Source organism: Paraburkholderia panacisoli (assembly GCF_008369935.1).
Taxonomy (GTDB): domain Bacteria; phylum Pseudomonadota; class Gammaproteobacteria; order Burkholderiales; family Burkholderiaceae; genus Paraburkholderia; species Paraburkholderia panacisoli.
On record NZ_VTUZ01000013.1, the window covers coordinates 180219 to 199631 of the forward strand.

Below are 19413 nucleotides of genomic sequence, written 5' to 3' on the forward strand. Positions count from 1 at the left end.
AGACTCGCTACAGATCTACGTGTTGGAAACGTCATGCCAATATCCCGTTGGGACCATTTTTCAACGGACAAATTCGGCGTAGCAGGCACGGCCAGTCCACCTGAAGCCGTATGGGCGTGGCATGTGGGAAGAGCAATTGGACCTTGGTCGTATATCGGTGTCGCTCGCACCGCGACAGCGGCCGTTATACCGTCGTCAGGCACCACCGTGTCAATGCGCAGGGTCACCTTTGTATTGTGGCACGCGATTGCGCAGCACATCGTAGATCGGCGGACAGTGCAGCATGGTGGGAACAATCATTGCAGCAAAGCACGATGTCAGCATCGGCAGGAGCAGCGTGAAATTTCCCGTCATCTCTGTAGCGAGGATGATGCCTGTTATTGGCGCGCGCACAACGGCCGTAAAAAAGGCAGCCATGGCGACAACCGCGAATGCAGTGGGATCCGCGGCCACACCGGGGAACCAGTGAATGCAAATTTTTCCGAAAGCGAGGCCGGTTTGTGCGCCGACAGCGAGCATCGGCGCAAACAGCCCGCCGGGGGTGCCAGCCGCGTATGACACAGCGCCCAGCGCGAAACGGACTATAGAAATGAGCGCGATGGCGGTGAGCGAGCCTGTTCCGTCGAGCGCACGTTGCGTAATGGCGTCACCGCCACCCACCAGGTCTGGTGCGAACCAGGCCAGTACGCCTACGCCGGCACCCACCAGCACTGCTCGCGCTTCGGCGGGCCAACGCGACAATCGGTCGGCGGCGGTAAGAGCACCCAGTATTGCCTGGCTGTAGGCGACCCCAAGCATACCGACGACTACCCCGAGTGCAAGGTACGCGGGCACTGTCCCGAAGCCCGGGAAAGGTTGGGCCATCAACTGGAAGTCCGGCAAATCGCCATGGATCAGGCGTGCCACCGCAATCGCTCCTGCGGAGGCACCGAGCGCCGAGATTGCGGTACGCGTCTCGAACCTTCGAACCAATTCTTCCAGTACAAACACCGCACCGGCGATGGGTGAGTTAAATGCGGCAGCCAATCCAGCCCCGGCGCCAGCGGCCAATAACACCCGGCAATCGTCTGCGTCCCGGCGAAAAAGCGTCCCGATACTATGAGCGATCGAGGCGCCCATCTGAACGGTTGGTCCCTCACGGCCAAGGGCTAGACCGCAACCGATCGCCAGCACCCCGCCGACGAACTTCACCGGAATAAGGACAAACTGTGCGGGAGGTTGCTCTCCGTGCAGGACGGCTTCAACGTGAGGAATTCCGCTGCCGCTTGCCTCCGGTGCGAACCGACCGACGAGCCAAACCGCTAAGGCTGTCGAGGCCGCTATCGCAACGACCACAATGCAAAAGCCAATAACATTTTCCGTGTGTGCCCACGCGAGGAGCAAGGCGCGCAATCTGTCTGCCTCTTCAAGCGAGCGACGAAACAGCACCCCTACCAACCCTGCTACCGCGCCCACCATGAGTGACAGAAGGCCCATTGCGATTAGCCCGCCGTGGTTCTCTTCGGGCGTGGTGGGCTTCATGATTGATGCACGTCGAACTCCGGCGCCCCGAGAATCGGCGGTAGCGTCCTATAGCAGACTTCCCCTACGTCGCAGAAGTGCGCGTCGATGGCCGCGCACGGTTTGCAGCCGTCGAAGTTTGCGCTGAACACCCGTGAAGGCTTGGCGCAAACAAGGACCGCCAGGGCGGTTGCCGACACAATCTTCAGCATGATTGCTCCTCCTGCCTGGCGTGAACCAGTGAGCGAAAGTGCGGACCCCGGATCGGGCGAGTGAGTCACGATGTCTCCTCGACGGTGTAGCCCCGCCCGGTCATGCATGCTGCCACTGCGCGGTTGTAGGTCGAAAGCTGACTTGACGCTTGGCTTGCATTCCTTCCTGCTGCATGGCCATCTGCTGCTGCTCGCGCCGCATTCGCATGCCACTTCCCATCGACACCCCCCATTTGAGAGTGCAAATAAGGGGCCGTAGCATGTGAGCGAATCGCATTCCGGCCTTCGCCCCTCATCCAATAAAGTGAATATAGGTTTTTGCGCCATTGAACGACAATGGGCTTTTGGTTTCATATCCAGCCACTACAAAATCGCTCTTGTGTATGTTTTTCACGTTCAATTTCGTGGGCGGACTCTTCAGTCGTCGCATTACCTGCGTACATACATACGTACATACGTACGCTCTTTGTAGTGGCGATACGGGAGCGCTCCCGAGACGGCGAGTTCACAGCGCCGTGAGGCAGCTCTGTCCGGACAGCGAATAACGTAGGCGGTCTTCGGGGCGTTGCCACAATCGCCAGCCGGAGAATGCCTTTGTGAAGGAGGCAAAGGATATGTCAGGGGAGGGCGACGGCGCGTACAACCGTCACGCCAGGTTGCAGGCTGGGGGCGGTGCCCTGGCGTTGAACACTTTAAAGCAGGCGGCTGCAAGCGTCGTGTTGAGGACGGCAGGCCAACCGATCGTCATCGCCGAATACGGTGCGTCGCAGGGCAGAAATTCGCAACTTCCGATACGTGTTGCGATCGCCGGGTTGCGCGCCCGGGCGGGCCCGGATCGTCCCATTCTTGTTTTTTCACGAGGACCTGCCAATCAACGACTTCGGCTCTCTTTTCAAGGTGCTGGAGACGCACCCTGACAGATATGTCCGCGACGACCCGCACGTCTACCCATGCGCGCGGCCGGTCGTTTTACGAGAGCGTACTTCCCCCGGCCTATGTGCATCTTGGATGGAGCGCGTACGCTGCGATGTGGTTAAGCCACGTCCCGACGCCGGTTGCCGGCCATGTCGGACAGTCAAAAGTCAGTTCTGCACACCTCAGCGCGCGTTCGCAGTCGCCCGATCCTGTGATATATCGGCCGCTGGTCCGTAGTCAGAGATCGTCGGTCGAAACCGTTATCCGTTCGCAGTGATCGGCAATGCGTTCTGCTTCACAGCCTGCAAAAGACGGTGCTGACCAAGCTCGAAGGCAAGCATGAATTGTTTCGGGGTTCCGTTCGCGGCGCCGAGATTTTCGCAGGCAGCAGGGAGCGCAAAGGCACAGTATCCCCAACCGAAGCCATAGGCCGAAAACCATAGGGTCGAGGCGGTGGAAAGGAGGGCGTCAGGTTCGTGCGGGGCTGGTCCATAGCTGTGACTTTCGTCTATCTTTGCTATTGGCCGAGAACGGCAAGCGCCTCGCGCATGGGCGACAGCGAGACCGTGACCAACCCCTCGAGCGGCGTATTCATTTCCAGAATCAGGAAGATGGCGCCGGAAGTGGATAGCGCGCCCAAAAGCAACGCGATAGTGACCGTCGCATTCGGGGGAGTGAACAGGCCAAAGGCGCCAAAGACGATGCACAGCCGCAACACGAGGACTGTTTGCGCCGATGCTCGTACTCGGCGCGCAAGCGGGACTAATCTTTGGCAGGTTGGGAGCGCTGTGCTTTCCGGGTGTTGTTGGCGAGCCAGAGGCATTTGCCGTGGTCGGCATGGCGGCCTTTTCCGCGGCTGTGGTGCGCCCGCCCGTGACCGGCATTGTCCTGATCACCGAACTGACCGGGGCTTCACGCTGCTCCTGCCGATGCTCGCTGCATGCTTCACGGCGATGGCGGTTCCGATCATGCTACGTTGTCCGCCGATTTACGACTTGTTAGGTGAGCGGCTGCATCACAAGTCCTCCGAATCGGAAAGACGCCAGCTGCTGTTCGCCTTGCGGGTTTCGACCAGTGAGTAGAGATTGGCGCTCGCGTTTGCTTCATCGACGGTGTCAGCGAACAACCAGCCGCGGCGTCCCAGGCGGAACGGGCGAATGGAATTTCGCAGGAGTTGTTCGATATGGGCCAGTTGCCGTCCTCGACGTAATGGATCAGCTTCGGCCACTGCCCGTGCAGAGAGGTCAGCGCCTTGCCGGGCAGACTGTTCGCTCAGAGGGTGGTTCGGCAGCAGCGTTCTCGCACGTACAGGCCCAGCAGCCAACTGGCGACGACGCAGGCAAACACGTTCAACGCGATGCTCAGATGGTGCACCGTTCAGTCCTCCGTCAGATATCATGCGGGCGCGCTTTCCGCGCGTTCTCCCCCCTCGACCTGCGTGTCGTGCGTGCGGGCGGCGCAAGCCGCGCGCCTCGCGTCGGGCGGCTCGCGTCGCTCAAGGCGCGCGCTCGACGCGATAGTAAGCACCGTCCGCGCCATACGAGGGCTTGAACCACGAATTGCCGCACAGGTAGTAGGTGCCCCCCTGATCGGCGGGCGTGATGCAGCCGGCGGGCAGCGTCGCGTAGATCGTGCCCATCGCGAAGTATCCGCTAACGGGGCGGGCGGGGGCGCCGCGGCCGTCGCGCCGGCCACGCCGTTTCTGTCATTCGCCCTGCCTTCGCGAGCGTCCGCTCCTTTGCTGGCTGCGGCCATCAATCGGTGGCCAGGTGCGCCGTCGTGATGAGCCACTCTGGCGCGCATCGCCAGGACAACACCTGGAGTACAGTTGCCAATGTCGTCATGTGACTGGCAGAATTGGCAGTAATCGCAACATTGTCACGTGTCATTCGACAACGCGAGCGGCTGCGAGACAGAGCTGTTCGCACGAGTCGAAACGATGATCGGCGCGAGTCCGAACCGCACACAGTCGGCGGATTTCACCCGTCTGCAAGGCCTGCCTGAGAGAGGTCTGCTGCCACGTGTGCGGTCCATACAGAGTAAAGCATTGGTTGGTGCCGTGATGACCGGCGGATGTGGGCCGGTATCCCGCAGCATGGCCTAATTGGCGCGGGTAGCCGCTTCGCGCCGGACTCAGGATTCGACTTAATGCGCATCAAACAACTATCAGACGGTGTCGCCACCCTGGCTGTCGTGTTGTCGCCGGCGGTCATGCTGTCGATAAGAGGGGGCACTGGTTACTGCTTTTTCGTTATTTTTGCGCTCGCTTTGGCTTACCTTGGCAAAGCTGGGAATCGGCGTCGCGCGGCGGCGCTGTTTCGCGAGCGCCGGCTCTTCGTCCTGGGTCTGATCGGCATGCCGGCCGTCATACTGTTTCAAATTTTGGTTTTTCGAAGCAGCACCTTGCCATCGCTCGACCCATTCCTGCGGCTGGCTCTCGCCGTCCCGATTTTTTTCTATCTGGGGTCGCTGGCGTCGCAGCAACTCCGCCTAGTGCAATGGGGATTTGTGGCGGGCGCGCTAGGCACGGGTATATGGGCCATTTACGCGAGCTTTCATCCGGCCATCTGGATGCTTGCCGATCGCCTCGGCAATTCATTTACCAACCCGATCCCTTTCGGCGACACGGCATTGCTGCTTGGTTGCCTGTCGATTGTGTCGACTACGCGAGCCGGGCGCATGCACGTAGCTGGGACGGCGATCAGGATCGCGGCGTTTCTGCTCGGTGGATATGCGTCGTATCTGTCAGGCTCGCGCGGCGGCTGGATAGCGCTACCGCTATTCATATGGACAGCCGTCGGCGGCTTGCACTGGCTGAACAACAGGCGGGCGCGCATCGCATTGTGCTGTGCGATTGTGGCGATTTTCGTGGCACTTGCATCCACCAGCATCGTCGTGCAGCGGGTCGACGCGGTCGTGTCCGACGCCAGGAAGATGCAGCAAGGCAACATCGATACTTCGCTTGGCCTGCGCCTTGAACTGTGGCGCGCATCAGCGCTCCTGTACCTGCGCAATCCGGCGTTTGGCGTGGGGCGCGGCCGTCTGGAAGAGGCGCTCAACGAGCTTGCCGAACGTGGCGAGGCGCCGCGAGCGATCGTCAATGCGGGCGCCCATAGCGAGTTCTTTTCCACGCTTTCCCAAATGGGCACTGCCGGCTTGGCTGCACTGCTGCTTCTGTACGTCGGGACCTTCACAGCGTTCTGGCGGAACAGGCGCAGCGCGGACGACGAAATCGCTACCGCGTCGTATCAGGGACTCGCCGTGGTTGGCGGCACGATCATCTTCGGGTTGACGATCGACGCGTTGACGCTCGTGATGAGCGCAGCTTTCTTTGCGCTGACTGTCGCAACACTGCTTGCGTGGATCGAGGCGCGAAAGCGGGAAATCGGCGAGGTGGACAACTCGCGTGCGCTGATGGCGGAGCGGCCTCCGCGAAAGGTTCTTGTGGTCTGTCCGCGTCGAATAGGCGATGTGTTGCTGGTGACGCCGCTTGTCCGGTCGATGAAGACGCAATGGCCCGAGGCCAGCATCGACATGCTCGTATTGGGAGGCACCGAGGGGGTACTCGAGCACAACCCGGATCTGCGCCGTGTCATCATTGACGCTCCGCGCGCCCCGCTGCGTGCGCGAATTGTCAGCGCGGCACGGATCTGGCAGCGTTACGATCTAGCCTGCGCAGCCATCGACTCTGATCGCGCACTGATTTATACGTGGCTTGCCGGCCGCAAGCGAATCGGCTTGGTCAATGCCGATCGTGTGAAGTGGTTCGCTCGCGTCATCCTGCATCGTATCGCGCTCGACAGGCACCTGCAGGCACACATGGTGTCGAGTGCGCTCCAACTGGCGCCGCTGGTGGGCGTGACACCGCGAGGAACGGTCGTCGCGCCGGGCATCGGTCCCGATCCCGTGCGCAGAGCCCGGTTCGAGGCGCGCTTCAAGGGGGCGCCTGGCGCGATGCCGGACCGGCCAATGGTCGTGCTGCACCTGTGCTCCCTGTTCAGGTATAAGCAATGGACCGTCGATGGCTGGGCGGAAACGATCCGCTGGCTGCGCGCGCAAGGCTTTGCCGTCGTGCTGAGCGGAGGACCGGCGCAAACCGAGCGCGAGTATGCCGGACAGGTTGTCGCGGCGGCTGGCGAGCCGGTTTTGAATCTTGTCGGTGAGCTGACGCTCGGCGAAACGGCGGAAATGATCCGGTATGCGAAGCTCTTCATCGGTCCCGATACGGGTGTCACGCATATTGCCGCCGCATGCGGCACGTTGACGATCGCGCTGTTCGGCCCATCGGACCCGGTTCGCTGGGGGCCGTGGCCATACAACTGGCCGGTGGGTGAAGAACCATGGGCTCGACACGGCTCAAACCTGCGCGGCAACGTATACCTGTTGCAAGGGGAGAAAGAGTGCGTTCCGTGCCGGCAGGAAGGGTGCGACCGGCATAGGGAAAGCACTAGCGATTGCCTGACCGGCCTGCGGGCAAGTCGCGTGATTGCTGTCGCTGCGCAACTGCTTGGTTTGCCGGCACCGCTACAGATTCAGATTGTCAACATTAACTGATTGAGGCGCCGTGTGTAGGTCGGAGGTCGGCAGGCCAGAAATTGCGCAAGGAACGTCGCCCGTTCAGCAGCCCTCGCTTGCACGTCACCGACACAAACATAATCTTCATACCAGCTGTTGGCTTTCCGGCTCAATAGGTTCTACCAGCACCGCGCCATGCAGGGTCGGCCGCGCGTAGGCCCTGCGGGCCGGTGGCTGCTTGAGCGGTTAAAGCGATCCTCCGGCGTAGCGTAGCAATAGCGGTTGGCGGCAACTTGCCGCCGGACGGGCGATCAAGGACGTCATCCATCAGCAACCGTTCCGTGCAGGGCCTTGAGCGTCTCGCCCGTCGCTAGCGGTCGCCATGATCCGGCGTGGGGCGCGGTGATCCTCCGAAGAATGTACATTTGATCTCGCCTGCCAGGCGCGCCCCTCGCTGGGCGCTGCCTGGCGTCGCCTTACTCAGCGAAGTCCGTCGCTTCGGATGAGCCTTTCCATGCATCGAGGTCGCGTTGGACTGCCGCGGCCTTTTGCGCCGCCAGTTCGTTGGCGATCTTGCCGGCGAACAGGTGCAACGGTGGGTCAGCTACGTCCACGGCTTGCATGATCAACATGGCCAACTTGTCCGGATCGCCAGCCTGATTGCCGTGCAGCGTGCCGAGATGCAGATCGAGCGATGCCTTGGCTTCGGTGTAGTCGTCGATCTGCCGTTTGGCTACCGCCAGCGCGCCGCTCGACAAAAACGCCGTGCGCACCGGACCGGGGTACACCACCGTCGCCTTGATGCCGAACTCGGCCACCTCGGCCGCGAGCGACTCGGTCAGGCCGGCGAGTGCAAACTTGCTCGCCACATAGCTGCCCCAGCCGGCGTATCCGCCCTGATAACCGACGATCGACGCGATGTTGATCAGATGCCCGCTGCGTTGTTTGCGCAGATGCGGCAGCGCGTGTCGCAGTACCGTCAGTGGCGCGAACAGATTGACGTCGAAGTTCTGCCGAAGCTCCTCGTCCGAGAGGGCTTCGACGGTGCCTTGTTGCGCGAAGCCGGCGTTGTTGACGATCACATCGACATTGCCGAAGGTCTCGATCGTTTGCGCGATGGCGGACCGCACGCTCTGGTCGTTGGTCAGATCCACCTGCAGCGGCAGAAACTGCGCGGAGGCGGGGCCGATTGCGTCCGTCAGCGATGCCACGGTTCGCGAGGTAGCGGCGACGCGTTCACCGCGTGCGAGGAGTTGCCGCACGAGTCGTTGGCCGACGCCTTTCGATGCACCGCTGACGAACCAGGTTTTGCAATCTTGCTCATGGCAGTGATCCTTGATAAATGAGTAGTGCGAATTCAATTGAGAGCGAGTTCTTCGAAAGAATGCGGTCGAGGCGTTACTTCAGCGCCACGCTCATGCCACCATCGGCCATCACCACTGCGCCGACGATATAGCTAGCTTTTTCCGACGCCAGAAAGGCAATCACTTCAGCAATTTCCCGCGGATGAGCCGCACGTTTGATCGGCGCGTTCTTGCCGTGCTCGGCGAGGAAGGCCGGGCCATCCTCGTGGAGGTGGTTCGTGATGTTCGTCACCGCATCGCCGGACCCTACCGCATTGACGCGAATTCCGTGATCGATCGCCTCGAGTGACATGGCGCGCGTCAGCTGGGCAAGCGCGCCTTTCGATGCGGCGTAGGCGGCGATCAGCGGAAACGCCTGATAGCACGCGTATGAACCAACGTTGACGATGGCGCCGCCCTTCGCCGGCATCATCGCGCGCATTGCCTCTCGCGAGAACAGGAACGCACCGGTGGAATTGACCGCCTGAATGCCGTTCCAGTCATCGAGCGTCATCTCGACGACCGGCTTGTTGATGATGATCGCGGCGTTGTTGACCAGAATGTCGAGTCTGCCGAAGCGTTGCGTCGCGGTGGAGACGGCGCGCACCGCGCTCGCTTCCTGCGTGACGTCGGCGATGAGCGGGACGATCCCAGGGTGGGCCAACGCTTCAACGTTGGCGCCACGATCGACGGCGATTACAGTGGCGCCTTGCGCCTGCAATAGCTCGGTAGTGGCGAGTCCGATGCCGCTAGCCGCGCCGGTGACGATGGCGACCTTGCCGGCGAACGGCTGGTCTGCGGATGCATGTGAAGTCATGGTGAATTTCTCCTGAGGGATGAGAAGGTTAGAAAGGGCTCGCCGTCGGGCGCACGACGATCTCGCTGACATCGACGTCTGCCGGCTGATCGATCGCATAGGCGACCGAGCGTGCAATCGCATCGGACCCAAGCGCGACACGGCGGAAGTCGCGCATTGCTGCCCGCGCGGTTTCGTCAGAGATCGACTCGGCCAACTCCGACTCCACGACGCCCGGGCAGATCACGGTCACACGAATCTTGTCGCTCTCCTGCCGCAGGCCGTCCGAGATGGCGCGCACGGCGAACTTGGTGGCGCAGTACACGGCGGCCGTCGGCGAGACGGACAGGCCGCCGATCGAGGACATATTGATGACCTGGCCGAACCCTTGGCGCTCCATGATCGGCAGGACTGCAGCAATGCCGTGCAGCACGCCGCGGACGTTCACATCGATCATGCGATTCCATTCGTCCACTTTTAGCGCGCTCAAAGGCGACAATGGCATCACACCGGCGTTGTTGACGATCACGTCGATGTGGCCGAACGCATCCAGTGCGAACTGGGCGAAAGCGTTGACGTCGGTGGCGGAAGTGACGTCTAGTGCCCGGTAACGAACCGAGCCGCCGCTTGCCTGGATCTCTTCGGCCAGCGCCGCTAATCGTTCGGTGCGCCGGGCACCGATCACGAGCTGGTGCCCTTGGGCTGCGAGCAGCCGGACCGTCGCTTCGCCGATACCGCTGCTTGCCCCGGTGATCAGGACGACCTTGGGTTGCCTGGTTTGCGTTGTCATATTGCGTTCTCCGTTCCGATAATCCGTGCGGGTTTGTCTGGGGGGAGAGGCCGCCGTGCCTGCGCATGAAGGGATAGCAAATCGCGGCGGTGTCTCTCGGTCGCTTCGGCTGTACCTTGCAACCGATGACCCATCTTATGAGCCGCACGCCTGCGCGCGAATACACGGGACGATGACGGTATTGCCTATTCCTATTGAAGTGGGCTGCAGTCCGTCGATCGCGTCCAGTAGAATTGCTCCACTTGATCTGGCGAACGAGGGGGGTCTCGTGACAGTTGCCGACAGCCCGGTTTCCACAAGGATGGCGAGCCTGCTTCAGCGTTTGGCGCCGAATGAGGGGTACACCCAGTCCGCGCTGGAGGGCGTGCGGTTCATGCGCTCGAACCAGCCGCTGGGGCGCACACCCGTGCTGTATGAGCCCAGCATCGTGATCGTGTGCCAGGGGCGCAAGCTGGGCTTTCTGGGCGAAGAGGTGTACGTCTACGATGCGCAGCATTATCTGGTCTTGTCCGTGCCGCTGCCGTTCTCGACGGAAACCGAGGCAAGCGAGTCCGAGCCGATGCTGGCGGTGTCGTTGAGGCTCGATCTGACCGATCTGACCGATCTGATTCTGGCGATCGATCAGGCGGACTGCCGTCAGCAAGGCACGCCGCTCGGGATCGTATCCACGCCATTGGAGGGCGATCTGGCCGATGCCGCGTTGCGCCTGCTTCGAGCGTTGAGTTCACCGCTCGATGCCCAGGTGCTTGGGCCGGCGATCGTGCGCGAAATCTGCTATCGGGTATTGATCGGGGATCGAGGCGCTGCAATGAGAGCGGCACTCGCCCATCAAGGGCGCTTCGGCAGGGTGGCAAAGGCGCTGCGGCGGATTCACACCGACTTTGCGCAGCCGCTGGATGTCAGCCGTCTCGCGAATGAGGCTGGAATGAGCGTGCCAGCATTCCACGCCAACTTCAAAGCCGTCACGCTCACATCTCCGATCCAGTACATCAAGTCGACGCGTCTTCACCAGGCGCGCCTGATGATGATCCGCGACGGCCTGACGGCCGCGTCGGCGTCGGCGCAGGTCGGCTATGAGAGCCCGTCGCAGTTCAGCCGTGAATTCAAGCGGTTTTTTGGACGCTCGCCCGTCGATGAGGCTCGGGAAATGCGAGCTTCGTTCGCGCTTTCACCGGCAGCGAAGATCGATGTTTTTGTTGCCTCTCATTGACAGTCGGCTTTGCGTCAGCGACCGTCCAAAGAAACGCACGCACATGCCATGGAACACGAAGCCCGCCGCGAAATCGCGGCGTAGGCCCTTACGCAACCGCGGCGCGGCGGGGTGCCCCGGGTGGCGCGAACGGTGCGCCGCCGCTAGCGTTCGGCGTCGTTCACCAGGAAGGCCGCCGCCGCGCGTTGCAGGCTCACTGCCTGCTCCTTCAGCGACTGCGCCGCGGCCGCCGCCTGCTCAACGAGTGCCGCGTTCTGTTGCGTCATGCTGTCCATCTGCGTGACCGCGAGATTCACCTGATCGATGCCGGCGCTCTGCTCGGCCGCCGCCGCCGCAATCTCCTGTACGACGCCGGTCACGCGCATGATCGCGTCGCGCGCTTCGCCGATCGTCGAGCCGGTACGTTCGACCAGCATTGCGCCACTGCCAACGTTGTTCACCGCGTGACTGATCAGCTCGTGGATTTCCTTGGCCGCGGTCGCGCTGCGCTGCGCGAGGCTGCGCACCTCGCCCGCGACAACCGCGAAGCCGCGGCCCTGTTCGCCCGCGCGGGCCGCTTCGACCGCCGCATTCAGCGCGAGGATGTTGGTCTGGAACGCGATTCCCTCGATCGTCGCGATGATCTCGACCATGCGGCCCGATTCGCTCGAGATGCCCTTCATCGCCGCGACGGCTTGCGTGATCATCTCGCCGCCGCGGTTCGCGATAGTCGCTGCGCCAGCGGCAAGCTCGCTCGCGGTTCGCGCATTGTCCGCAGTCTGGCGCACCCTCGCCGTCATCTGCTCCATGCTCGACGCGGTTTCCTGCAACGAAGCCGCCTGACCCTCGGTGCGCGACGACAGGTCCGCATTGCCGTTCGCGATCTCGTTCGCGCCGCACGCGACGTTGTCGGACGCGTGCTTGATCTGGCAGATGGTGTTGGTCAGCGCGTCGCGCATCCGCTGCATCACATGCAGCAGGCTCGACGTGTCGCCATCACGCGTGCGGATCGCCACCGTCAGGTCGCCCGATGCAATCGCATCCGCCACGTTCGCCGCGTAGGCAGGATCGCCGCCGACCGTGCGCGCGATGCTGCGATTCGTCACCGCGACGAGCGCCACGAGCACCAGCGACACCGCCGCGAACATCGCGCCGATCAGCCACAGCGACGCCATGAACGCAGCGTCGATGTCGTCGACGTAGGCGCCGGTCGCGATGATCCAGTCCCACGGCGCATAGCGCACCACGTAGCCGATCTTGCCGACCGCCTGCGCCGGCGCAGCGCCCGGATGCGGGAAGACGTAGTCGACGAAGCCGCCGTCCGGCGCCTGGGCGGCCGTCGCGAACGTCACGTAATGGTGACGGCCGTCAGCATCGGCGCTGCCCGCGAGGTCCTTGCCTTCGAGTGCCGGCTTGATCGGATGCATCACCATCTGCGGCTTCGAGTTGATCACGAGGAGGTAGCCATCTTCGCCGTAGCGGATGCCGCGCAGACGCTCGAGCGCCTGCTTGCGGGCATCCGCCTGCGGCAGCGCGCCGCTTTGCGCCAGCGCCGCATACTCCGTCACGATGCTGAGTCCGACGTGCGCGACGTTCGAGAGGTCGTGCTTGCGTTCCTCGATGCGCGTCTCGCGCGACTGCCACGCCGCCGACACTGAGATCGCGAGCAAGGCGACGAGGCTGATGATGAGCGGCAGCCACAGCTTCTGAGTAAAACTGAGTTTGTGCATCCTGAGTCCTCGTCGCAACGAATGAAAATCGCGCAGATGCCGTGCGGAGCCGCACTTGAGTGAGCGCGCGGGCGGCGCCGGTGGACTGTCCCGCGTCCAGGCGCTTCCTGCCCGAGTTATCGGCGGATGCGAGCGAAGTCTTATCCTGTGAAACCCTCGGCCCATCTATAGCCCAGCCCGATGCAGTAGGCTGTTGGCTATGCGGCCAGCCAACCCGGCACTCAACGAGAGGTGATTCGAGCGATGTTGACCACGGGGCCCGTGCTGGGCTGCCGTGCGATCTGGCGGCGGAACCCCGGTTGCGCGGGCTTGAACAGGCGGCCAGCTGTGAACCGACCATGTTGGGGAGCAGCTGAGCACCTGGCTCAAAGACCATGGAGCCGGCCCCAACTGTCTTGACCGTCTGTATCTTGACGCCCAGTTCCGGCCGTTCGACATCGACTTTCAGCTCGTCAATAATGACGGCTGTCAATCCCCAAACAGCTTGTGACCGTTCCTTCTTTCGGAGAGAACAGCTATGAAACCGTTGCTTGCCGGCAGATGCCTTTGCGGTGCTGTCCATTACACAGTGAGAGACGAATTCCTCTATGCACAGCACTGTCACTGTTCAAACTGTCGGCGTGCGACTGGCTCGGCGTTCAAGTCATTCGCGGGGATCGAGCGTGACAAGTTTTGCATCACTCAGGGTAAGGACAGCCTACTGATTTTCGGCGACGAAAGGGCATCGCACGACGTGCACTGCAAGATATGCGGAAGCCTGATGTTTTCAGTGGTTCGTGATGGGGAGTTCGTGCACGTCACTTTGGGAACGCTCGACGACACGCCCGCTATTCGTCCGAGTGCACACATTTTTGTCGGTTCCAAGGCACCGTGGTATTCCATAAACGACCAGTTACCACAACACCACGAATTCGGGTAACGACTGCGCAGCAGCATGGTTCAAGAAGCACTGTGAAGACTCTAACGAACATCCTCGGCGCGAGCCCGGCGGCGCGCTGATCCGTTTCGAGGGCTGCAGTCGAAGGCAGCAAGCGGGCCGGTTTCAGCCGGTCGGGGAATAGCCTCGGCCGGGCAATGACAGACGAACATGAGACAGTTGCGCTCAATGCTCGACTGATTGATTGCAGCAGGATTGCTGCGATTCAGACCAGCGAGTGGACCGATCACGCGGTCGCCGTCATGCCCTGCGTTACACCGAGGTTCGATGCAATTGGAATCGCCCTGCGGCGATCCTCAGCAACTCCGTCTGCTCTTTAAGTGACGCCGCGGCGGCCGCCGCCTGCTCGACCAGCGCTGCGTTCTGCTGGGACATTTCGTCAAACTGCGACACCGCGCGATTCACTTCTTCGATACCGTTGCTTTGTTCGGCGGAAGCCGTCGCAATTTCGTTCATGATCGCCGTCACGCGGCGCACGGCGGTACGCACCTCGCCGATCGTCTCGCCCGCCTTGCCGACGAGCCGCGAGCCATCCGCTACGCGCGCGGTCGAGTTGCCGATCAGTTCCTTGATTTCCTTCGCCGCCACCGCCGAGCGCTGCGCAAGCGTGCGCACTTCGCCCGCGACAACCGCGAAGCCGCGTCCCTGCTCACCTGCACGCGCGGCTTCCACGGCAGCGTTCAGCGCGAGGATGTTGGTCTGAAACGCGATCCCTTCGATGACGGTGATGATTTCGCTCATCTTGCGGGCGCTGCCGTCGATCTCGCCCATCGTTGCGATCACCTGATCAACCACATCGGCGCCCGCGGCGGCCATGTCGTTGGTCAATTGGGCGAGCGCCTGACCCTGCCGCGCGTGCTCCGCGTTCTGCGTGACCGCGCCAGTCAGTTGTTCCATGCTGGCGGCCGTCTCTTCCACTGACGCAGCCTGCGATTCCGTGCGCTGCGACAGGTCGTTGTTGCCCGCCGAAATCTGATGCGTCGCTGCCGCGATCGAATCCGTGCCGCGCGCAATCTGCTCGATCATCGCGGCGATGCCGTCCTGCATGGTGCCGACGCTGGCAACGAGCTTGCCCATTTCATCGGGGGAATCGAACTGCAACTTGCCGCTCATGTCGCCCTTGGCAATCCGTTCGAAGTGACGCACTGTCAGATCGAGCGGGCGCGAGATCGCACGCAACAAGGTGAAGCCGCTCGTGACGCAGGCGATCAGACCGAGCGCGATCGCCAGCAGCGTGAAAGCCAGCAAGGTGTTGTAGCGGTCCTGCGCCGACTGGTAACGCGTCGCGCCTTGCTCGTTGCGAAACTTGTCGAGCGTAGCCGTCTTTTGCGTCAACGCGGCGGCGAGCGGCGGGACACCTGCCATCGCCAGCCTGTCGGCGGTGGCGTGGTCGCCCTTGCGCATGGCATCGACCATCGGCTGGATTGCGTTGCTCAATAGCGCGCTGCGGGCGTCCGCGACTGCTTTCGACAGTGCTGCTTCCTCGTCCGAAGCTGGCAGCGCCTGGTATGCTGCCCAGGCCGAGTTGGATACTGCGAGGTAGTTGAGCGCCTTTTCGAGCAGCGCGGGCGTATCCGGCGACTCCGGATGGAGGAGCACGCGATCGAGGGTTGTGCGAACGACCGTGAGGTTCAGGTTGGACCGGCCGAGCGCAGTGGCGGCTGCGACGTCGTTCATATACGCCTGCTTGACCGTGCCGTTCGACACCCGCATACCGGCGATGCCAAAGAAGCCCGTCACCGCCAGCAATGCGCCAAGCAGCGTCAGCGTCGCCAGCAGGCGAAATTTGATCGTCATATTCAGGCGCATGCCGGTCTGTTCTCTGTATAGGTCAAGACTGGTTATCGGCAGACGGTCCCGACTCCTTGACGCTCGCAGGGGAATCCAGCGTATGCCCGATCTCGATCAGCGTCGCAGGCCATTTCGCGTCGTCGAAAACGCGGTTCCAACCAGCGACAGCGATCGTCGCGAGGCCAATGCCGGGCGTCATCGAAGTGACGCGTATCTGTGCAGCAAACGGCCTATACCGGGCGGATGCGCTTCGTCGCCGAGGCCGCGTCGAACGCAGCGCCGGATCGACTGTCTCGCCAAAGGCGATTTGCCGCGCCAGAGCGGACGGTCATCCGCCAGTCCCGCACGCGCTCCGTTGCGCTCGACGTGCCGTTAGCACGGGTCACTCACCTCCGGCAGTCGTTCCATCAGCGGCCAGCGGAGTTTTATCCGCGTTGCATGCCTGCAAGCACGGACGTCCCACGGCGGGCCCGCGAAGCCAGGATCTGCCTGATTGCCGCCAGCGACTGTTCGCCCGTCGCGCTTGGCGTGTGCCGACACTGCGCGCTGAAACGTGGTGCGGTCACCCCGAGTGTCCGGCATACCATCGAGAGGTACGGTTTCGACGGGCCGCACCGCCGCGCCGCGGCCATGATGGCTGCATCGCCAACATGCTCGCGCAACCACGCAAGCGTGCGACGGTCCCGCTCATTTTGCACACGAACCAGATGCTCCATGACATCCTCCAGAACTGTATATGCAAACATACTGTATATATATACAGTCAAGAGGCGATTTTCAAGCTAACGTTGCGAACCTGTTACCGGCATCGGTAGGAATGTGCCGCAGTGTGGGACGACGCGGCCGGGCGGCGGTGCTCAAGGCTCTGGCGCCTCGTTTCGGCGAGCGGGCATGATCAGGCTCTCGGGCAACGAAGAGTGAAGATCGCGAACCCCTCTCAGCCGGCACGGGCAGCGCCTTCGCCGTGTTGCCTGCGCAGAACGCCACGGGCAACTGGATCAAGATCGTCCAGCGCCTGCCGGTGCGCATCCAGCTCGACCAGCGTGAGCTTGCGGCCCACCCGTTGCGGATCGGCCTGTCGAAGCAGGTCGATGCCGATAGCCACAACGATTCCGGCACACAGCTCGGCGCGGCTGGCACGACGGCCTATCACACCGACACTTTGCGCAGTACGGGGCGCAGGCGGATGCGGAGATCGCGAAGATCATCGGCGAGAATGAGGTGGCGTCGCATGCGGGCGCCGCGAAATCGCCGGTAAAGAATGTGGCGACTCGCAGCCAGGCGCGCAACGCGGGCTGACGACGTGCCAACCGTTGGGAGCTCCGCAAGCACGGGCAGGAAGTTACTGTGCCGGAAGATCGGTGCCCGTTCATCCCCGGGCTCTGTCTGTACTATCCCGGGCATCGCCACGTCTCATCCGAGTTCGAATGAGGTAATCCCGAACACCCGCGCAATCGGAATCGCCGGAGGCTCTTTCGTATACATCCTTGCCGTTTCGAAGGTGCTCACCATACCGTGTCGTTCAGCCATGGCGATGGCCACGGCGTTGCTCTCCGGCACATCGATCGAGACCGTCTCATCCGGACAGCAGGAAAGCAGTGCGTTGAACAGTTCCTCGCCAGTGCGTTCGTCGTCGGCAAAGAGCGGGCCGATCTTGCGGCCCTGGCGGCATTTGCGCAGCACACCGTAGCCACGAATCCGGCCTTCGCGCATGGCGGCGAGCGCGACAACATCAGGCTGGGCAATCCATGCAGTCAGAAAATTTGAGCGGGGTGCAGGGAACAATTGCCGGTCATACTCGGCCAATTGATTGAATGGCACGTCAGCGAGATTGCAGGTTGCTGCGCTTCCTGCACCGCGTGCGACGCCGCGAAAGCGGATGTTGCGATGTGCAAGCCGAAATTCGGACTTTCTATAATTCGCCTGCTGCGCGACGACTCCGTCAAGGCCGATGTTGCGCTCGCCCAGGTAGGCCATTGCGTGTCGCCAGATTCGAAGCCCGAGTCCTTTGCCTCGAAAATCCGGTCTGACGATGTACAGGCCGATAAAGCCGAAATGCTCGTCATAGGCGACAGCGGAGATCGAGCCGATCGGCTCGCCGTGCAATTCCCCAACGAAAAATCCACGCGGGTCTGCGGCCTGGAAGCAGGCCGCATCGTGGCAACCGGGATTCCAGCCTTCCTGTGCCGCCCACTCGATCGCCAGTGCGACCTCTTCAGCCTTCATGGGGCGAACGATGTATTCCCGTTCCCCATCCGCGATTCTGTTCACGACGCCTCCATGACCGGCTTCTGCCGCGCGTCAGGTCTGCACCAATGGCGCTTCCACGGCCATCGAGCGTGCATCGCGCAGCCGGTACGCAGGTTGGCATTATGAACCTGACGTACGGCCTTCAGGTGGAAGGCAGAGGTGGCGGCGATCACAACGGTCATCGGCGGCCTTCTCCGGAGGCCATGCGAAACACCGAGATACCCTCCATAGGATCCAGTGTTTCGCGCCAGGGTGCCCGTTGCAACAAGCGCGCCGTATCTTCGTAACCTGCAAGCCAGCGGCGTTTGATGCCACTCGACGAAAAATCGATATCCCTGTTCAGGTCGTCGTTATCGAATGCCGGCGCGTCGAGTTCCAGGACCTGCATCGTCGTGCCACATCCCCAGGCGAGGAGTTCCTGAACCTCCGGAGCACCGCGTTTCTCTTCAGGGAAGTGCTTGCCGAGTTCACGAATCACATGGCGAAGTCGGTGAATCTGCTTCTGTCGATCAAGATGGCTTTCGGCGCGACTCGAATACTGAATGTCGCGTTGCCGGCTCATCACCTGCAAGATGGATTCGGGTTCTGGACCGCTCGAAGGCCACAACTGCACCGAGAAAATCACCGAGTCGCGTCGCGGCCGGTCGTCGAGCACAGCTTCGAGCGGTGTATTCGAATAGACGCCGCCGTCCCAGTACGATTCGCCTTCCAGTCGCACCGAAGGAAAGCCGGGCGGGAAAGCGGCGGATGCCATCACGTGCTCGACGTCCATCGGCGCGTCGCGATTGGTGAAATACCGCATACGTCCGCTTTGGACATTGACTGTACCGACGGTCAGCCGCGTTGCTTTCTCGTTCAGGTATTCAAAATCGACCAGCGACGACAGGGTTTCACGCAGTGGTCCCGTCGAATAGAACGACGCCCGGTCGGCACGAACATGCGTCTGAATGCCGGCCCAGAACTCTAAACGCGGGGTAAAGAACGACGGCACGCCCCGTGTGACAGTGGCGAAGTCGCGCAGCCAGTTCGCGAGTCCCGGCAGCCAGCTTGCCGCCTCGACGCCATGACATGCCACACCGTTCCAGAACTGGGTCAATCGCGCGATTCGGTTTTCCGGCTTGTTGCCTGCGATGATCGCGCCATTGACCGCGCCGATCGACGTGCCGATCACCCAGTGAGGTTCGACCTTGCCGTCATGGAGTGCCTGATACACACCCGCCTGGTAAGCGCCGAGCGCACCGCCTCCCTGAAAAACCAGGACGATCTGGCCGGGAATATCCGGCGCGCCGTCGCGCTCGCCGTGCGTGTTGTCGCCCATGATCGCCCTCCTGGACTAACGCTGCAGTGCTGGTGATTTTGCCACGGGATGTTCGGCGCAACGGGAAAGCTGGATTGCGGGCCGCGACTGCGGCGCAGCAAAATCGCACCTATGTGGCACAGCAACG

At 62.2% G+C, this 19413-nt stretch carries 17 protein-coding genes and 4 pseudogenes; 6 read left to right on the forward strand and 15 right to left on the reverse strand.

What is annotated here, in order from left to right:
* Window positions 1-210 precede the first annotated feature (210 nt).
* The 3 genes and pseudogenes from clcA to FVF58_RS21055 form a co-directional block, all read right to left on the reverse strand.
* A complete protein-coding gene (clcA, locus tag FVF58_RS21030; protein ID WP_149671780.1) occupies window positions 211-1521 on the reverse strand; it encodes a H(+)/Cl(-) exchange transporter ClcA in 1311 nt (436 codons plus the stop codon).
* Window positions 1518-1712, reverse strand: coding sequence for a hypothetical protein (locus tag FVF58_RS21035; RefSeq protein WP_149671781.1), 195 nt, complete (start codon window positions 1710-1712; stop codon window positions 1518-1520). The genes clcA and FVF58_RS21035 overlap by 4 nt, the downstream gene beginning before the upstream one ends.
* A 1432-nt stretch (window positions 1713-3144) precedes the next feature.
* Window positions 3145-3348, reverse strand: a pseudogene (locus FVF58_RS21055) (bestrophin-like domain); the annotation flags it as partial.
* A gap of 14 nt (window positions 3349-3362) precedes the next feature.
* Here FVF58_RS21055 and FVF58_RS21060 point away from each other — a divergent pair.
* A complete protein-coding gene (locus FVF58_RS21060) occupies window positions 3363-3629 on the forward strand; it encodes a chloride channel protein (RefSeq protein ID WP_246217139.1) in 267 nt (88 codons plus the stop codon).
* Between the two features lie 49 nt (window positions 3630-3678).
* On the opposite strand, the pseudogene FVF58_RS21065 reads toward FVF58_RS21060, so the two are convergent.
* From FVF58_RS21065 to FVF58_RS51545, 3 genes and pseudogenes are all read right to left on the reverse strand, one after another.
* Window positions 3679-3893, reverse strand: a pseudogene (locus tag FVF58_RS21065) (IS66 family transposase); the annotation flags it as partial.
* A gap of 229 nt (window positions 3894-4122) precedes the next feature.
* Complete coding sequence (locus FVF58_RS21070) at window positions 4123-4266, reverse strand: hypothetical protein (RefSeq protein ID WP_188130882.1); 144 nt, start codon at window positions 4264-4266, stop codon at window positions 4123-4125.
* Window positions 4267-4793: 527 nt separating this feature from the next.
* Window positions 4794-5006, reverse strand: coding sequence for a hypothetical protein (locus FVF58_RS51545; RefSeq protein WP_188130883.1), 213 nt, complete (start codon window positions 5004-5006; stop codon window positions 4794-4796).
* A gap of 300 nt (window positions 5007-5306) precedes the next feature.
* Here FVF58_RS51545 and FVF58_RS52870 point away from each other — a divergent pair.
* Together FVF58_RS52870 and FVF58_RS52875 are read left to right on the forward strand one after the other, a co-directional pair.
* Window positions 5307-5786: pseudogene (locus FVF58_RS52870) on the forward strand (O-antigen ligase family protein); the annotation flags it as partial.
* Window positions 5787-6041: 255 nt separating this feature from the next.
* The gene (locus FVF58_RS52875; protein WP_246217147.1) at window positions 6042-7181 is read left to right on the forward strand and encodes a glycosyltransferase family 9 protein; all 1140 of its coding nucleotides are present in this window, start codon (window positions 6042-6044) and stop codon (window positions 7179-7181) included.
* 437 nt (window positions 7182-7618) lie between these two features.
* Here FVF58_RS52875 and FVF58_RS21080 read toward each other — a convergent pair whose 3' ends face one another.
* Genes FVF58_RS21080 through FVF58_RS21090 form a run of 3 tightly spaced genes read right to left on the reverse strand, consistent with a single transcriptional unit; the run spans window position 7619 to window position 10071 of the window.
* A complete protein-coding gene (locus tag FVF58_RS21080) occupies window positions 7619-8482 on the reverse strand; it encodes an SDR family oxidoreductase (RefSeq protein WP_149671832.1) in 864 nt (287 codons plus the stop codon).
* A gap of 58 nt (window positions 8483-8540) precedes the next feature.
* Entirely contained in the window at window positions 8541-9302 is a 762-nt protein-coding gene (locus FVF58_RS21085) for an SDR family NAD(P)-dependent oxidoreductase (RefSeq protein WP_149671783.1), read from the reverse strand.
* A 28-nt stretch (window positions 9303-9330) separates the two neighbouring features.
* Window positions 9331-10071: an SDR family oxidoreductase gene (locus tag FVF58_RS21090; protein ID WP_149671784.1), complete on the reverse strand. Its 741-nt coding sequence runs from the start codon at window positions 10069-10071 to the stop codon at window positions 9331-9333.
* 301 nt (window positions 10072-10372) lie between these two features.
* On the opposite strand from FVF58_RS21090, the gene FVF58_RS21095 reads away from it, so the two are divergent.
* A complete protein-coding gene (locus FVF58_RS21095; protein ID WP_188130889.1) occupies window positions 10373-11281 on the forward strand; it encodes an AraC family transcriptional regulator in 909 nt (302 codons plus the stop codon).
* Window positions 11282-11424: 143 nt separating this feature from the next.
* Here the strand turns inward: FVF58_RS21095 and FVF58_RS21100 are convergent, their stop codons facing one another.
* Entirely contained in the window at window positions 11425-12990 is a 1566-nt protein-coding gene (locus FVF58_RS21100; protein ID WP_149671786.1) for a methyl-accepting chemotaxis protein, read from the reverse strand.
* 517 nt (window positions 12991-13507) lie between these two features.
* Between FVF58_RS21100 and FVF58_RS21105 the strand changes: the two genes are divergently transcribed.
* The gene (locus tag FVF58_RS21105) at window positions 13508-13909 is read left to right on the forward strand and encodes a GFA family protein (RefSeq protein ID WP_149671787.1); all 402 of its coding nucleotides are present in this window, start codon (window positions 13508-13510) and stop codon (window positions 13907-13909) included.
* 270 nt (window positions 13910-14179) lie between these two features.
* Here the strand turns inward: FVF58_RS21105 and FVF58_RS21110 are convergent, their stop codons facing one another.
* Both FVF58_RS21110 and FVF58_RS55200 read right to left on the reverse strand, forming a co-directional pair.
* A complete protein-coding gene (locus tag FVF58_RS21110; RefSeq protein WP_149671788.1) occupies window positions 14180-15736 on the reverse strand; it encodes a methyl-accepting chemotaxis protein in 1557 nt (518 codons plus the stop codon).
* A gap of 407 nt (window positions 15737-16143) precedes the next feature.
* A complete protein-coding gene (locus tag FVF58_RS55200; protein WP_149671789.1) occupies window positions 16144-16434 on the reverse strand; it encodes a CppA family protein in 291 nt (96 codons plus the stop codon).
* Window positions 16435-16646: 212 nt separating this feature from the next.
* Here FVF58_RS55200 and FVF58_RS21120 point away from each other — a divergent pair.
* Window positions 16647-17017 (forward strand): annotated as a pseudogene (locus FVF58_RS21120) (EmrA/EmrK family multidrug efflux transporter periplasmic adaptor subunit); the annotation flags it as partial.
* A 114-nt stretch (window positions 17018-17131) separates the two neighbouring features.
* Here FVF58_RS21120 and FVF58_RS21125 read toward each other — a convergent pair.
* From FVF58_RS21125 to FVF58_RS21130, 3 genes are read right to left on the reverse strand one after another with little or no spacing between them, the layout of a single operon-like run.
* Window positions 17132-17944 carry a GNAT family N-acetyltransferase gene (locus FVF58_RS21125; RefSeq protein ID WP_149671833.1) on the reverse strand — a complete coding sequence of 271 codons (813 nt, stop codon included), beginning with the start codon at window positions 17942-17944 and terminating at the stop codon, window positions 17132-17134.
* A 41-nt stretch (window positions 17945-17985) separates the two neighbouring features.
* Window positions 17986-18150 (reverse strand): hypothetical protein, encoded by a 165-nt coding sequence (locus FVF58_RS51550; protein ID WP_188130885.1) that lies wholly within the window; start codon window positions 18148-18150, stop codon window positions 17986-17988.
* Window positions 18147-19286, reverse strand: coding sequence for a patatin-like phospholipase family protein (locus FVF58_RS21130; RefSeq protein ID WP_149671790.1), 1140 nt, complete (start codon window positions 19284-19286; stop codon window positions 18147-18149). Before FVF58_RS21130 ends, FVF58_RS51550 begins: the two co-directional genes overlap by 4 nt.
* Window positions 19287-19413: the final 127 nt, after the last annotated feature.